The sequence below is a fragment of the Streptomyces viridochromogenes genome (genome assembly GCF_001270495.1).
Taxonomy (GTDB): domain Bacteria; phylum Actinomycetota; class Actinomycetes; order Streptomycetales; family Streptomycetaceae; genus Streptomyces; species Streptomyces viridochromogenes_A.
Genome location: NZ_LGUR01000117.1, coordinates 326,296 through 340,031, shown reverse-complemented (window position 1 = coordinate 340,031; position 13,736 = coordinate 326,296). Strand labels below are relative to the sequence as shown.

Annotated in this window: 15 protein-coding genes and 1 riboswitch; of the genes, 10 read left to right on the top strand and 5 right to left on the bottom strand. The window is 72.0% G+C overall.

The window, feature by feature from the left end; translation table 11 throughout:
* Nucleotides 1-75: 75 nt before the first annotated feature.
* The 4 genes from ADK36_RS13560 to ADK36_RS13545 are packed head-to-tail and all read right to left on the bottom strand — an operon-like array spanning nucleotide 76 to nucleotide 2,773.
* Complete coding sequence (locus ADK36_RS13560) at nucleotides 76-924, bottom strand: energy-coupling factor ABC transporter ATP-binding protein (RefSeq protein WP_048579443.1); 849 nt, start codon at nucleotides 922-924, stop codon at nucleotides 76-78.
* Entirely contained in the window at nucleotides 921-1,670 is a 750-nt protein-coding gene (gene cbiQ / locus ADK36_RS13555) for a cobalt ECF transporter T component CbiQ (protein WP_048579442.1), read from the bottom strand. The genes ADK36_RS13560 and cbiQ overlap by 4 nt, the downstream gene beginning before the upstream one ends.
* A gap of 6 nt (nucleotides 1,671-1,676) precedes the next feature.
* The gene (locus ADK36_RS13550; RefSeq protein WP_048579441.1) at nucleotides 1,677-2,054 is read right to left on the bottom strand and encodes an energy-coupling factor ABC transporter substrate-binding protein; all 378 of its coding nucleotides are present in this window, start codon (nucleotides 2,052-2,054) and stop codon (nucleotides 1,677-1,679) included.
* An 11-nt stretch (nucleotides 2,055-2,065) separates the two neighbouring features.
* Nucleotides 2,066-2,773, bottom strand: a complete 708-nt coding sequence (locus tag ADK36_RS13545) for an energy-coupling factor ABC transporter permease (RefSeq protein WP_048579440.1) — start codon at nucleotides 2,771-2,773, stop codon at nucleotides 2,066-2,068.
* A 30-nt stretch (nucleotides 2,774-2,803) separates the two neighbouring features.
* A riboswitch (cobalamin riboswitch) is annotated at nucleotides 2,804-2,989 on the bottom strand.
* Between the two features lie 225 nt (nucleotides 2,990-3,214).
* Between ADK36_RS13545 and ADK36_RS13540 the strand changes: the two genes are divergently transcribed.
* From ADK36_RS13540 to ADK36_RS13505, 8 genes are all read left to right on the top strand, one after another.
* Nucleotides 3,215-3,712 carry a hypothetical protein gene (locus ADK36_RS13540; protein WP_199830163.1) on the top strand — a complete coding sequence of 166 codons (498 nt, stop codon included), beginning with the start codon at nucleotides 3,215-3,217 and terminating at the stop codon, nucleotides 3,710-3,712.
* 55 nt (nucleotides 3,713-3,767) lie between these two features.
* Nucleotides 3,768-4,601, top strand: a complete 834-nt coding sequence (locus ADK36_RS13535) for a M55 family metallopeptidase (protein ID WP_053197610.1) — start codon at nucleotides 3,768-3,770, stop codon at nucleotides 4,599-4,601.
* Nucleotides 4,594-5,898 (top strand): M20/M25/M40 family metallo-hydrolase, encoded by a 1,305-nt coding sequence (locus ADK36_RS13530; protein ID WP_048579438.1) that lies wholly within the window; start codon nucleotides 4,594-4,596, stop codon nucleotides 5,896-5,898. Before ADK36_RS13535 ends, ADK36_RS13530 begins: the two co-directional genes overlap by 8 nt.
* Nucleotides 5,899-5,903: 5 nt before the next feature.
* The gene (locus ADK36_RS13525) at nucleotides 5,904-7,868 is read left to right on the top strand and encodes an LpqB family beta-propeller domain-containing protein (RefSeq protein WP_053197608.1); all 1,965 of its coding nucleotides are present in this window, start codon (nucleotides 5,904-5,906) and stop codon (nucleotides 7,866-7,868) included.
* Nucleotides 7,865-8,800 carry a S66 peptidase family protein gene (locus tag ADK36_RS13520; RefSeq protein WP_053197606.1) on the top strand — a complete coding sequence of 312 codons (936 nt, stop codon included), beginning with the start codon at nucleotides 7,865-7,867 and terminating at the stop codon, nucleotides 8,798-8,800. Before ADK36_RS13525 ends, ADK36_RS13520 begins: the two co-directional genes overlap by 4 nt.
* Before the next feature lie 143 nt (nucleotides 8,801-8,943).
* A complete protein-coding gene (locus ADK36_RS13515) occupies nucleotides 8,944-10,722 on the top strand; it encodes a CocE/NonD family hydrolase (protein WP_199830162.1) in 1,779 nt (592 codons plus the stop codon).
* A 56-nt stretch (nucleotides 10,723-10,778) separates the two neighbouring features.
* Nucleotides 10,779-11,036: a LapA family protein gene (locus ADK36_RS13510; protein WP_048579434.1), complete on the top strand. Its 258-nt coding sequence runs from the start codon at nucleotides 10,779-10,781 to the stop codon at nucleotides 11,034-11,036.
* Nucleotides 11,037-11,058: 22 nt separating this feature from the next.
* Nucleotides 11,059-11,607, top strand: coding sequence for a GNAT family N-acetyltransferase (locus ADK36_RS13505; protein WP_053197602.1), 549 nt, complete (start codon nucleotides 11,059-11,061; stop codon nucleotides 11,605-11,607).
* A 76-nt stretch (nucleotides 11,608-11,683) separates the two neighbouring features.
* On the opposite strand, the gene ADK36_RS13500 is transcribed toward ADK36_RS13505, so the two are convergent.
* Nucleotides 11,684-12,031, bottom strand: a complete 348-nt coding sequence (locus tag ADK36_RS13500; RefSeq protein ID WP_048579432.1) for a VOC family protein — start codon at nucleotides 12,029-12,031, stop codon at nucleotides 11,684-11,686.
* A 135-nt stretch (nucleotides 12,032-12,166) separates the two neighbouring features.
* Between ADK36_RS13500 and ADK36_RS13495 the strand changes: the two genes are divergently transcribed.
* Both ADK36_RS13495 and ADK36_RS13490 read left to right on the top strand, forming a co-directional pair.
* Nucleotides 12,167-12,688: a phage holin family protein gene (locus tag ADK36_RS13495; protein WP_048579431.1), complete on the top strand. Its 522-nt coding sequence runs from the start codon at nucleotides 12,167-12,169 to the stop codon at nucleotides 12,686-12,688.
* 5 nt (nucleotides 12,689-12,693) lie between these two features.
* Complete coding sequence (locus tag ADK36_RS13490) at nucleotides 12,694-13,731, top strand: SDR family oxidoreductase (RefSeq protein ID WP_078916019.1); 1,038 nt, start codon at nucleotides 12,694-12,696, stop codon at nucleotides 13,729-13,731.
* Nucleotides 13,732-13,736 lie beyond the last annotated feature (5 nt).

Sequence of the window (13,736 nt, the reverse complement as noted above, 5' to 3'; positions counted from 1 at the left end):
CGGTGTACGCCGGTTCCATAGAACAGGGAGTGAGAGAACATTCGAGTCATTGACGACCTTTGGCGGGCAAAGTCGTCAGCCCTCGGCGGGGGCCGAGACGAGGGCGGCCAGGTCCTCGGCGGTCCGCGGACCGTCCGCCGCCTCGGTCAACAGGCCGTGGGAGCGAAGGAGTTCGGTGGCCGCGACGCCCCACGGCAGCCGTAGTCCAGCCTGCTGGAGGAGATCGGTGCGGGCCAGCATGGTGGCCGCCGGACCGGTGCGTACGCCGGACGGGGTGAGGAGCGCCGCGTCGTCGGCCCAGCGCAGGGCCAGGTCGACGTCATGGGTGGCCATCACCACCGTGGTGCCGCTCGCGCGCAGTCCGTCGAGGGTGGCGAGCAGGCGCTCCTGGCCGTCCGGGTCGAGCCCGGCGGTCGGTTCGTCCAGGATCAGCACACGGGGCCGCATCGCCACCGCGCCCGCGATCGCGGTGCGCTTGCGCTGCCCGTACGACAGCAGGTGCGTGGGCCGGTCGGCCAGCGCGGTGATGTCCAGGGCGGTGAGCGCCTCGTCGACCCGCACACGTACCTCGGCATCGGCCAGACCGAGGTTCAGCGGGCCGAAGGAGACGTCCTGGGCGACGGACGCGGCGAACAGCTGGTCGTCCGGGTCCTGCACCACCAGCTGCACGGTCGTCCGTAGCCGGGTCAGCCCCTTGCGGTCGTACGTGACCGGCGTACCCGCCACGGTCAACCGGCCGTCGTGCGGGCGCAGTCCACCGCTGAGCAGCCGCATCAGCGTGGTCTTGCCACTGCCGTTGCGCCCGAGCAGCGCAAGCGCGCGCCCCTCGCGCACGTCGAAGTCGAGGTCGCTGAGGACGACGGGGCCGTCCTCGTAGGCGTAGGACGCGCCCCGCAGGGCGACCAGGGCGGTGGGCTCGCTCATGGCAGGGCCTTTTCCAGTACGAGGGTGAGGGCGGCCAGCGTCGCGAGCAGTGCGCAACTCGCGGCCGTGAAGCGGACGGAGACCCGGGCCTCGGGCACCAGGACACGCAGGGTGCCGTCGTAGCCGCGCCCGGCGAGCCCGGCCTGGAGCCGGGTGGCCCGGTCGAAGGCCCGCACGAAGGCGGTGGCCCCGAGCCCGGCCAGCGACCGCCACTCCGCGGCCCTGCCGGTGTGCCCGAGCCGGGCGGCCTGGGCCTCCCGGATACGGCGCATGGAGTCCAGGAGCAGGAAGCTCATGCGGTACGTCACCAGGGCGACGTCGACGACGGGCGCGGGCACGCCGGCCCTCACCAGGCGGGGCAGCAGATCGGACATCGGGGTGGTGAAGGCGAACAGCAGCACCCCGAGCGAGGCGGCCGAGGTGCGCAGCAGCAGCTCCCCGGCGCGCAGCGGGCCCTCGTCGGCCAGGGACACGAAGCCTTCCGGCCCGCCGACCTGGACCAGCAGCGTGACCGCGCCGGTCACACAGAAGCCGAGCGGGACGCGGTAGGCGCGCCACAGCCGCCGCGCGGGCACCCCCGCCGGACCCAGCAGTACGGCGAGGGCGGTGACCAGGACAAGTGCGGCTCCCGGCCAGGGCGGCAACGAGATCGCGAGCACGGTGAGGCCCAGCCCGAGCACGGCCTTGTCCACGGGGTGACGGCGGCGCCAGCGACTGCTGTGCGCCGCCGCGTCGATCGGCAGCACGAGGCGTCAGGCCCTCTCGGCCGTGGATTCCTCGGCGGCGGCGCCGGCCGGGCGATCGGCGTCGTCCCCCAGCCGCTCCAGCGCCCGCTGCTCGCCCTGCCGCCGTCCCCGGTGCAGGCCGAAGTAGTAGGCGAGGACCCCGGCACCGAGAGCCGCCTGGAGGGAGAACAGCGCCGACTCGATCTCGCCGGACGGCGGCTCGTACAGCGGCGAGAACCAGGGCTTGTAGTCCGGCTCGATCTCGGTGATCGCCGACTCCGCCTCGCCGTCGGCGCCCGTGAACGGCTCCTCCTTGTGGTCGCCGAGGCCGAGGGCCAGCGGTAGCACGGCGAGGGCGGCCACGACGAGCAGCAGCAGGACGTTGATCTTCGTGTTCTTGCTCATCGGACTCCGGCTCATCGGGTCACCGCCTCGGACTCGGTCTCGGTCCGGGACTGCTTCTTGGTCAGGAGCACGCCCAGCCGGGTCAGTTCGCCCTTGCTGGACTGCACCAGCAGCCGCATCACGAGGACCGTGAGGAGTCCCTCGCTCACCGCGAGGGGGATCTGGGTGACGGCGAAGATGGAGCCGAACTTGCCGAGCGCGCCCAGGAATCCGCTGCTCGGGTCGGGGAAGGCGAGCGCCAGCTGGACGCTGGTCACACAGTAGGTGGACAGGTCGGCGACGAAGGCCCCGGAGAAGACGGCGACCATCAGCGGCACGTCGTAACGCCGCAGCAGCTTGTAGATGGCGTATCCGGCCCAGGGACCGACGATCGCCATCGAGAAGACGTTGGCGCCGAGGGTGGTCAGACCGCCGTGCGCGAGCAACAGCGCCTGGAAGAGCAGCGTGATGGTGCCCAGGACGGCCATGATCGGCGGCCGGAACAGGATGGCACCGAGGCCGGTGCCGGTGGGATGCGAGCAGCTGCCGGTCACCGAGGGCAGCTTCAGCGCGGACAGGACGAACGTGAAGGCTCCGGAGGCGCCGAGGAGCAGGGTGCTCTCCGGGTGCTCCTTGACCTCACGGGTGAGTGAACGGACGCCGTGGACGACGAAGGGCGCGGACGCGACGCCCCAGGCGACCGCGTGCGCCGGAGGCAGGAAACCCTCGGCTATGTGCATGGCTCAGCAGACCCTCTCCAGCACCTCGTGGATGGTTGACGTGCCTTGGCCGGTCTCCTGGCTGACGGGTAGCACCGCCCGTGCTCCGCCTTCCCGGGTCCCGAAGGACCCAGTGGCTGCCCGTGAGGGCCGGAGCCGGACTTCCCGATTCACAGTGGCGAGGGCCGCACCGGCATCACACCGGATTTCCCGTTCACCAAGGCGTGGTGACAGTAGTGCCCGGACCGGGTGGCTGACAAGCGCGCCTCGGGGGCGTGAAAGAGGTGCTCGGCCGCTCGCGACGTGCCCGGACAGCGGGTCGGGGTGAGAAATCACGTTGTGGCGAGGGGCGACCGTCTGCCTACGATGAGCGACGACCGATCTTGAGATCCAAGCTCGCATCGAGGACCGAACTCATACCGACGGTCACCCTCGTATCGGGAACGCTCAGAAGGGGACACGTTGCAGTCGGCGTCACTCGCCATAGGTGGCGAGTACACGGACGACTTCGGGCTGTCCACCCTGGCCTTCGCGGGCCATCTGCTGGTCATCGTCGCGTCGTTCGCCGTCACCAGCCTCTTCGCCGCGAAGCTCATGGCCCTCATCGGTGGTCCCGGACGCACCGTGGCGTGCGGCATCGCCGCCGCTGTGGCCGGGGTGGGGCTGTTCCTCGCCTTCGGGGACGGCCCGGTGTCCACCACCGCTTCGCTGGCCGTGTTCTGCGTCGGCTTCGCCGCCGTCTACCCGGTCGTCTTCGGCCGCTCCCTCCAGGTCTTCCCCGAACTGCAGGGACCGGCGTCCTCGCTGAGCATGAGCGGCCGGGCGCTGCTGGTCACCCTGTTCACCGGGGTCGCGAGCGGCCTGTCCACCGGGGAGGCCGTCGTCACCGCCGGGGTGATGGCCGTGGCCACCGTCGTGGCCGTGCCGCTGGCCTTCCTCAAGCCCCGCACCACGGCTTGATACGGCTCTTCCGACTCGTAGGAAGTTCCCTCGTCGACGCGTAACGTGAATCCACATGAAGATCCTCATCAGCGCCGACATGGAGGGTGCCACCGGCGTGACCTGGCCGGCCGACGTACTGCCCGGGACGTCGCAGTGGGAGCGGTGCCGGGGGATGTTCACCTCGGACGTCAATGCCGCCGTGCTGGGATTCCTCGACGGGGGCGCCGACGAGGTCGTCATCAACGAGGCCCACTGGAGCATGCGCAATCTGCTGCTCGAACGGCTCGACGAGCGGGCGGAGATGCTCACCGGCCGGCACAAGGCGCTGTCCATGGTCGAGGGCGTGCAGCACGGCGACGTGGACGGCATCGCCTTCGTCGGCTACCACGCGGGCGCCGGCATGGAGGGCGTCCTCGCCCACACCTACCTCGCCAACTCCGTCACCGGCGTGTGGCTGAACGACGTGCGGGCGAGCGAGGGACTGCTGAACGCGCGTGTCGTCGCCGAGTACGGTGTGCCCGTCGTGCTCGTCACCGGCGACGACGTGGCCTGCGAGGACGCCCTCGGGTACGCGCCCGAGGCGCTGAAGGTCGCCGTCAAGGACCATGTCTCGCGGTACGCCGCCGTGTGCCGTACGCCGGCCAGGACCGCCGCCGACATCCGGGCCGCCGCCAAGGAGGCGGCCGCGCTTGCGGTCCGTCAGGCGCCGGTGAGCGAGGGCCCGTTCACCGTCGCCCTCGAATTCGACGCCGAGCATCTCGCGATGGCTGCCACCGTCGTCCCGGGTGTCGAACGGATCGGGGAGCGGAAGGTGGCGTACACGAGCGAGCGCATGTACGAGGGAATCCGTACCTTCAAGGCGGTCACCACGATCGTCTCGGCCGCGGTGGAGGAGCAGTATGGCTGACCAGCAGGCACTGGACGAGGTCGTGACGTTCACCTCCGACCTCATCCGCATCGACACGACCAACCGGGGCGGCGGCGACTGCCAGGAGCGCCCGGCCGCGGAGTACGCCGCCGAGTGGCTGGCCGAGGCGGGCCTGGAGCCCACGATGCTGGAGCGCACCAAGGGCCGGACGAACGTCGTCGCCCGCTTCGAGGGCACCGACCCGTCGGCCGACGCGCTGCTGGTCCACGGTCATCTGGACGTGGTGCCGGCGCAGGCCGCCGAGTGGAGCGTGCACCCCTTCTCCGGGGAGATCCGCGACGGGGTGGTGTGGGGGCGGGGCGCGGTCGACATGAAGAACATGGACGCGATGATCCTGGCCGTCGTCCGGGCCTGGGCCCGGCAGGGCGTACGGCCCCGACGGGACGTCGTGATCGCGTTCACCGCCGACGAGGAGGCCAGCGCCGAGGACGGCTCCGGGTTCCTCGCCGACCGGCACGCGGGGCTCTTCGAGGGCTGCACCGAGGGCTTCAGCGAGTCCGGCGCCTTCACCGTCCACGACGGCAGCGGGCGGCAGATCTACCCGATCGCGGCGGGGGAGCGCGGCACCGGCTGGGTCAAGCTCACCGCACGCGGGAAGGCCGCGCACGGCTCCCGGCCCAACGGGGAGAACGCGGTGACCCGCCTCGCCGCCGCCGTCACCCGGATCGGCGCCCACGAGTGGCCGCTGCGGCTGACCCCGACGGTCCGCGCCGCCCTCACCGAACTCGCCGCGCTGTACGGCCTGGAGGCCGACCTGGACGACGTGGACGGCTTGCTGGAGAAGCTCGGCCCGGTGGCCGGGCTCGTCGAGGCGACCGTCCGCAACAGCGCCAACCCGACCATGCTGGAGGCGGGTTACAAGGTCAACGTGGTCCCCGGGGAGGCCGTGGCCTACGTCGACGGCCGCTATCTCCCGGGCATCGAGGACGAGTTCCGTGCCACCCTCGACGAACTCACCGGGCCCGACGTGGACTGGGAGTTCCACCATCGCGAGGTGGCCCTCCAGTCGCCGGTGGACTCGCCGACGTACGCCAGGATGCGCGCCGCCGTCGAGGAGTTCGCACCCGAGGGGCACGTCGTGCCGTACTGCATGCCCGGCGGCACGGACGCCAAGCAGTTCTCACGGCTCGGCATCACCGGCTACGGCTTCTCCCCGCTGAAGCTGCCGGAGGGCTACGACTACGGGGCGATGTTCCACGGTGTCGACGAGCGCGTGCCGGTGGAGGCGCTGCACTTCGGCGTCCGTGTCCTCGACCGCTTCCTGCGGACGGCCTAGGCGAGATGGGGGAGACAGTGCGGACGCTGGCGTACGGTTCCTGGCCCTCGCCCATCGACGCGGCCCTCGCCGCCACCCACGACGGGCACCCCGAGTGGGTGGGCTTCGTCGGCGACGAGGTGTGGTGGACCGAGCCGCGGCCCACGGAGGGCGGCCGGCGCACCCTGGTGCGGCGGCGGGCCGAGGGGATGGAGGACTCCGTGCTGCCCGCTCCGTGGAACGTGCGCAGCAGGGTCGTCGAGTACGGCGGGCAGCCCTGGGCGGGCGTGCTGGTCGACGGGCGGCCGCTCGTCGTCTTCGTCGACTTCGCCGATCAGCGGCTCTACCGGTACGACGAGGGCGGCGAGCCGCGACCGCTCACTCCCGTGTCGGCCGTGGGCGGCGGACTGCGCTGGGCGGAGCCGCAGGTGCGGCTCGAACTCGGCGAAGTGTGGTGCGTGCTGGAGGAGTTCACGGGGGAGGGGCCCACCGATGTGCGGCGCGTCCTGGCCGCCGTCCCGCTGAACGGATCGGCGGCCGAGGACCGCAACGCCGTACGCGAACTCACCGACGACCGGCACCGGTTCGTCACCGGGCCGCGGATCTCGCCCGACGGGCGGCGGACGGCCTGGCTCGCCTGGGACCATCCGCGCATGCCCTGGGACGGCACGGAGCTGCTGGTCGCCGACGTCGGCGCCGACGGCACGCTCGGCAGCCCGCGGGCCGTCGCCGGTGGCCCGGAGGAGTCGATCGCCCAGGTCGACTGGGCGTTTGACGGCCGGCTGCTGTACGTCAGCGACCGCGGCGGCTGGTGGAACCTCTACCGCGACGGCGACCCCCTGTGCCCGCGCGACGAGGAGTTCGGCGGGCCGCTGTGGAAGCCGGGCCTGCGCTGGTTCGCCCCACTGGAGGGCGGGCTCGTCGCCGTGGTGCACGGCCGCGGGCCGACCGCCCTCGGGGTGCTGGACCCCGAGACCGGCGAGATCGTCGACGCGGCGGGCCCCTGGACGGAGTTCGAGCCGACACTCGCGGTGTACGGCGAGCGGATCGTCGCCGTCGGCGCCAGCCCGCGCAGCGCGCACGAGGTGGTCGAACTCGACACCTGTACGGGCCGTGCCCGGGTCATCGGCGCCGAACACGACGACGCCGTCGACCCCGCCTACTACCCCGAGCCGCAGATCCGCACCTTCACCGGCCCCGCCGGGGACGAGATCCACGCGCACGTCTACCCACCCCACAACCCCGGGTGCGTGGCCCCCGCCCATACCCCGCCTCCGTTCGTCGTCTGGGCGCACGGCGGGCCGACCGGCCGGGCGCCCCTCGTGCTCGACCTGGCCATCGCCTACTTCACCTCGCGCGGCATCGGGGTCGCCGAGGTCAACTACGGCGGCTCCACCGGGTACGGCAGGGAGTACCGCAACCGGCTGCGCGAGCAGTGGGGCGTGGTCGACGTCGAGGACTGCGCGGCCGTCGCGCTCGCCCTCGCCGACGAGGGCACAGCCGACCGCGACCGGCTCGCCATCCGCGGCGGCAGCGCGGGCGGCTGGACCGCGGCCGCGTCGCTCACCACCACCGACGTCTACGCCTGCGGCACGATCCTCTACCCCATCCTCGACCTGGCCGGCTGGGGTGCCGGGGAGACCCACGACTTGGAGTCGCGGTACCTGGAGACCCTGGTCGGACCGCTCGCCGAGGTGCCGGCACGGTACGCGGAACGGTCACCCGCCGTGCACGCCGACCGTCTCACCGTGCCGTTCCTGCTGCTCCAGGGTCTGGACGACGTCATCTGCCCGCCCGCCCAGTGCGAGCGGTTCCTCGCCCGCATGGAGGGACGCCGGGTGCCGCACGCCTACATCGCCTTCGAGGGGGAGGGCCACGGTTTCCGGCGGGCGGAGACCATGATCCGCGTCCTGGAGTCCGAACTCTCCCTGTACGCCCAGGCCTTCGGACTCAACCCGCCCGGAGTGCCGAAACTGGAGCTCACCAAGTGAACACGCCCGTACGGCCGCTCCTGCGGCCGTCCCGCCTCGCCCCCGGCGCCCGCGTGGCCGTCGTCGCACCCAGCGGGCCGGTGTCCGAGGAGCGGCTGCAGGCCGGGCTCGACATACTGCGCGGCTGGGATCTCGATCCGGTGGTGGCACCCCATGTGCTGGACCGGCACGGGCAGTTCGCCTATCTGGCGGGCAGCGACGCCGACCGGGCCGCCGATCTGGAGACCGCCTGGTGCGACCCTTCCGTGGCCGCGGTGCTGTGCGCCCGGGGCGGTTACGGGGCCCAGCGCATGGTCGGCCTTCTCGACTGGGAGGCGATGCGGGCGGCCGGGCCGAAGGTGTTCGTCGGATTCAGCGACGTCACGGTGATGCACGAGGCGTTCGCCACGCGGCTCGGGCTGGCCACGCTCTACGGGCCGATGGCGGCGGGCATCGACTTCATCAAGAACGCGCGGGCGCAGGAGCATCTGAGGGCCACCCTGTTCGAGCCGGAGTCGGTGCGCACGATCACCTCCACCGGCTCCGCGCTGGTACCGGGCCGGGCGCGCGGCGTCACGTTCGGCGGCTGTCTCTGTCTGCTCGCGGCCGAGGCGGGCACCCCGCACGCCCGGACCTCCGCGCGCGGCGGACTGCTGTGCCTGGAGGACGTGGGTGAGGAGACGTACCGGCTCGACCGCTGTCTCACCCAACTCCTGCGGGCCGGCCTGTTCGACGGCGTGCGCGGGGTGCTGCTCGGGTCGTGGCAGGAGTGCGAGCCGTACGAGCGGGTGCGTGCGCTGCTGTCTGACCGGCTGGGCGGCCTCGGTGTGCCCGTTGTGGAGGAGTTCGGGTTCGGGCACGGTGAAGGGGCGCTGACGATTCCCCTCGGGGTCGGCGCCGAACTCGACGCCGACGCGGGGACGTTGACCCTCGACGAGCCCGCCCTCGCCTGACCCGCCCTTCACTGAATTTCTGTCAAGAAACCACCGTCACGGCGATTGACCTCGTCTGACACGTGTCACACCATGACAACCGGCCAGTACTTACTGGTCGGTAAACAGGGCTGTCCTCAACGTGCCTCAGTGTGGAGGTCTCCGTGTCCCGACGTGTGCCCAGATTCCGAGCCCCGCTCGCTCTCCTCCTCGGCGCCACGCTCACCGCACCCCTCGCGCTCACCGCTCCGGCCGCCGCCGCGAGCGCCCAGTTCACCGTCACCGCCCTGAAGTTCACCGTCCAGGCAGGCGGCCGCACCTGCATCGTCGACGCCGACCTGTACCGGCCCGCGGGCGTGGACCGCGCCCACCCCGCACCCGCCGTCCTCGCCACCAACGGCTTCGGCGGCAGCAAGTCCGACGGTTCGACCGACGCCATCGGCAAGACCTTCGCCCAGCGCGGATACGTCTCCCTCGTCTACTCCGGGCTCGGCTTCGGCGAGTCGGGCTGCCTCATCTCGCTCGACGACCCCACCATCGACGCGGTCGCCGCCTCCCGGCTGATCGACTTCCTGGGCGGCAGCCGCGCCGCCGACGACGGCACGAAAGCCGACTTCGTCACCCTCGACGCCCCGGGCGACCCGCGCCTCGGCATGGTGGGCGGCTCCTACGGCGGGGCCATCCAGCTGGCCACGGCGGCCGTCGACCAGCGCCTCGACGCGCTGGTGCCGATGATCACCTGGCACGACCTGGTGTACTCCCTCGACCCGAACAACGCGACAGCCGGCAGCAATGTGCCGGGCGCCTTCAAATGGCAGTGGGCCAACGGCTTCTACCTCATCGGCGAGGGCCAGCCCCTGCTGGAGCCGAACCTCGACCCCTCCCGCGTCAACTCCCTCGCCTGCCTGCACTTCGTCACCAAGGTCTGCGACACCGTCCGCACCCTCAACTCCGGCCGCTACCCGGCGAAGCAGACCGCCGAGCTGCTCACCTACGCACGCGGCGTCTCGCCGGTCTCGTACCTGAACCGCGTCAAGGCACCCACCCTGCTCGTCCAGGGCCAGGCCGACAGCCTCTTCAACCTCAACGAGGCGACGGCGACGTACAAGACCCTCAAAGCCCAAGGAACGCCGACGAAGATGATCTGGCAGTCCTGGGGCCACAGCGGCGGCATCAGCGACCCCGCCGCCGGTGAACTCAACCTCGGCCAGGGCAACTTGGAGACCAGCTACGTCGGCCGCCGCATCCTCGCCTGGTTCGACCGCTACCTGGGGAAACGGAACGTCGACACCGGACCGGACTTCGCCTACTACCGCGACTGGATCACCGACCCCAACGACACCTACGCCACCACCGACCGCGTCCCCGCGCTCAGCCGGACGCTCTACCTCTCCGGCGACGGCAAGCTCGTCGACAACCGCCGCAAGGTGGCCCGCGGCAGCCGGACGTACACCAACTGGCTCGTCCCCACCAGCCACTCCGAGAGCTCACTCGCCGGAGCCATCGGCCTCCCGGACCCGGCGCCGTACGACACCGAGGGCACCTACCTCGGCTGGACCAGCGAGCCGCTCGCGCGCACCACCGACGTCGTGGGCGCACCCCGGGCCACCCTGAAGGTCGTCTCCCCGCGGGCGGAGCGGACCCAGCACTCCGGGGACGCCGCCGACAAGCTCGTCCTGTTCGCCAAGCTGTACGACGTCGCGCCCGACGGCACGAAGACGCTGGTGCACCGGCTGGTCGCACCGGTCCGCGTGCCCGACGTCACCAAGAGCTTCACCGTGACCCTGCCGGGGATCGTGCACCGGTACGAGAAGGGGCACCGGCTGCGGTTCGTGATCGCGGCGAGTGACGACGCGTACTTCGGGAACCGGGGGATCAAGCCGGTGACCGTGGTCAGCGCGCCCGAGGACACGGGGGTGATCGAACTGCCGGTGATCGGCTGAGCGCTTGCAGGGTCGCTCACCATGCGTGATCGCGTCGCCGGGAGCATCCTAGTCATATGACCGCGAGGACGACGTCGCAGGGTGGCAGGAAGGCGGGCGGGACGCAGAGCGGCCGGCGCGGTGCGCTGACCCCCAAGGGGATCATCGTGCTGGTGCTGCTCGCCCTCGCCCTGGTCCTCGTCTTCGAGAACACCCGCGAGACCGAGATCCGTCTGCTGGTGCCCCTGGTCACGATGCCGCTGTGGCTGGCGCTGCTCGCCATGGGGGTCATCGGTGCGCTGGTCGGGGCGTACTTCATGGGCCGGCGTCGATAGCGGGTCGTCGTAGGCTGGCGCAATGCCTCACCCCGCGTCCCGCTATCTCGCCGAAGGCCCCCGCGTGGGCATACGTCACTTCACGTACGAGGACAGCGCGGAGTTCACGGCGCGTGCCCGGGAGAGCAAGGAACTGCACCATCCGTGGCTCTTCCCGCCGGACGGCGCCGCGGCGTACGCCGCCTACGCGGGACGGCTGATCGAGGATCCGAGCAAGGCGGGGTTCCTGGTCTGCGCGAAGGACGACGGTGGGGGGATCGCCGGGTTCGTCAACATCAACAACATCGTCGAGGGCGCCTTCCAGTGCGGGGCCCTGGGCTACGGCGCCTTCGCCCACGCGGCCGGGCGCGGCCTGATGCGCGAGGGTCTCGACCTGGTGGTGGGCCACGCCTTCGGGCCGCTGCGGCTGCACCGGCTGGAGATCAACGTCCAGCCGGCCAACACCGCCTCGATCGCCCTCGCCCGCGCCTGCGGCTTCCGCCTGGAGGGCTTCTCGCCGGGCATGCTCTTCATCGACGGGGCCTGGCGGGATCACGAGCGGTGGGCGATCACCGCCGAGATGCGGGCCTAGCCGGCCGGCGCCCCCCGGCGAACTCGTCGCGCTGCTGGCCGACATCATCGTGTCGGCCTTGGACCAGCCCTGACGATCAGCCCTGGCGGTCCACGTACTCGTAGATCGCCCCGTCGGGATGCATCGCGATCAGGTTGCGGCCCACCGGCGTCGGCACCGGACCCGCGATGATGTGCGCACCCAGTTCGGTGAGCACCTGGTGGGCCTCCTCGACGTCCTTCACGGCGATCGTCGCCGCGACCTTGCGCAGCACCTCCAGCTCGGCCTCCGGGCCGCTCATCAGCAGGAAGCAGCCGATCGCGGCCACCTGGACGCCGCCGCGTTCGAAGCGGAGGGCTTGGCCGCCCGCGAGCCGTTCGTAGAAGGGGACTGCCCTCTCCAGGTCGTCGACGCACACGCGCAGCGTGGTTCCCAGGATGTCCATACGGACGAGCCTAGTTGGGGGAGCCGGGGCTGGGGAGATCGTTTCACGCGATCCCCTCACTCCGAGGGGTTCACGTGCGGGTACGTGCCGTGACACACGCTGTTATGCGCACGCCTGTGCGGGTACTCGGCGCCCATGGACCGCTTGGATCATCTTGAGCACCTGGACAAGCAACTGGTCGACGAGCTGGCGCAGGTGGCGCGGGAGACCGTGCGCGACGAACTGCGCGAGCAGACACGCAGGCAGCGCCGCCGGGCCATGCTCTACGCCGGTTCCGGCGCCGTCGCCCTGTACGCGGGCGCGGCCCTCGCGCTCGCCCTCGGGCTGGGCCTCGCCACCGGGCTGCCGGACTGGGCCGCGGCACTGATCACCGCGGCGATCCTCGGCGTGGTGGCGTATGCGCTGCGCGGCGCCGCACGCCCGTCGGCGTCCCGGCCGATGCCGGACCACGCGGCGGAGCCGGGACACGCCCCCGGACGCACCGTCGGCGGCAGCGCCCCGGTCGCCCCGCCCGGCGGGCTCGGCCTGCCGTATCCCCCGATGCCGGCCGGCCCGCCCGAGGCGGGAGTGCCCGGCGCGGGGACACCGCACGCGCCCGGGGCGCGGCAGCCGCACCCGGACGACATCGACCCCGAGCAGCCGCACCACCGGGCGTGAGGCCGGTGCGCAAGCCGCGGGAGGGGGCCCTGCCGAAGCGCGGCAGGGCCGTCGTCGTGACCGGGGCCAGCGGCGGTGTCGGCCGGGCCGCGGCCCTGGCCTTCGCCGCGCGGGGTGACCGGGTCGCCCTGCTCGCCCGGGGACGCGAGGGTCTCGCCGGTGCGGCGGACGAAGTGCAGCGGGCCGGCGGTGAGGCCCTGGTCGTCACCGTGGACATGGCCGACGCCAAGGCCGTCGACGACGCGGCCCAGCAGGTCGTCGACGCCTTCGGGCAGATCGACGTCTGGGTCAACAACGCCTTCGCCGGGATCTTCGCCCCCTTCACCGAGATCACTCCGGACGAGTTCCGGCGGGTGACCGAAGTGACGTACCTGGGGTATGTGTTCGGCACCCGGGCCGCCCTGCGGCACATGCTGCCGCGCGACCGGGGCACGATCGTGCAGGTCGGCTCCGCGCTCGCCTACCGCGGGGTCCCGCTGCAGTCGGCGTACTGCGGGGCGAAGCACGCGATTCAGGGGTTCAACGAGTCGCTGCGCTGCGAGCTGCTCCGCGACGGGAGCCGGGTGCGTACGACGATGGTGCAGATGCCCGCTCTCAACACCCCGCAGTTCGACTGGGTGTTGAGCCGTGTGCCGGGACGCGCCAGGCCGGTGGCGCCGGTGTACCAGCCGGAGGTGGCCGCGCGGGCGATCGTGCACGCCGCGGGGCACGGGCGGCGCCGGGAGTACTGGGTCGGGGGTTCGACGGTGGCGACGCTGATGGCCAACGCCGTCGTTCCCGGGTTCCTGGACCGGTATCTGGCGCGTACCGGGTTCGACGCGCAGCACGACGAGGGCGAGCAGGCCGCTCCGGGGAACCTGTGGACGCCGGCGGACGGTCCGCACGGGCGGGACTTCGGGGCGCACGGGCGTTTCGACGAGGAGTCCCGCCCGGGAAGCCGCCAGGAGTGGCTGTCCCGCAACCGTGGCAGGGTGGGGCGGGCGGTCACGATCGGCGTCGGCGTGCTGGCTGCACGTCGGCTGAGCCGCCTGGCTCGCCGCTGAGCGCT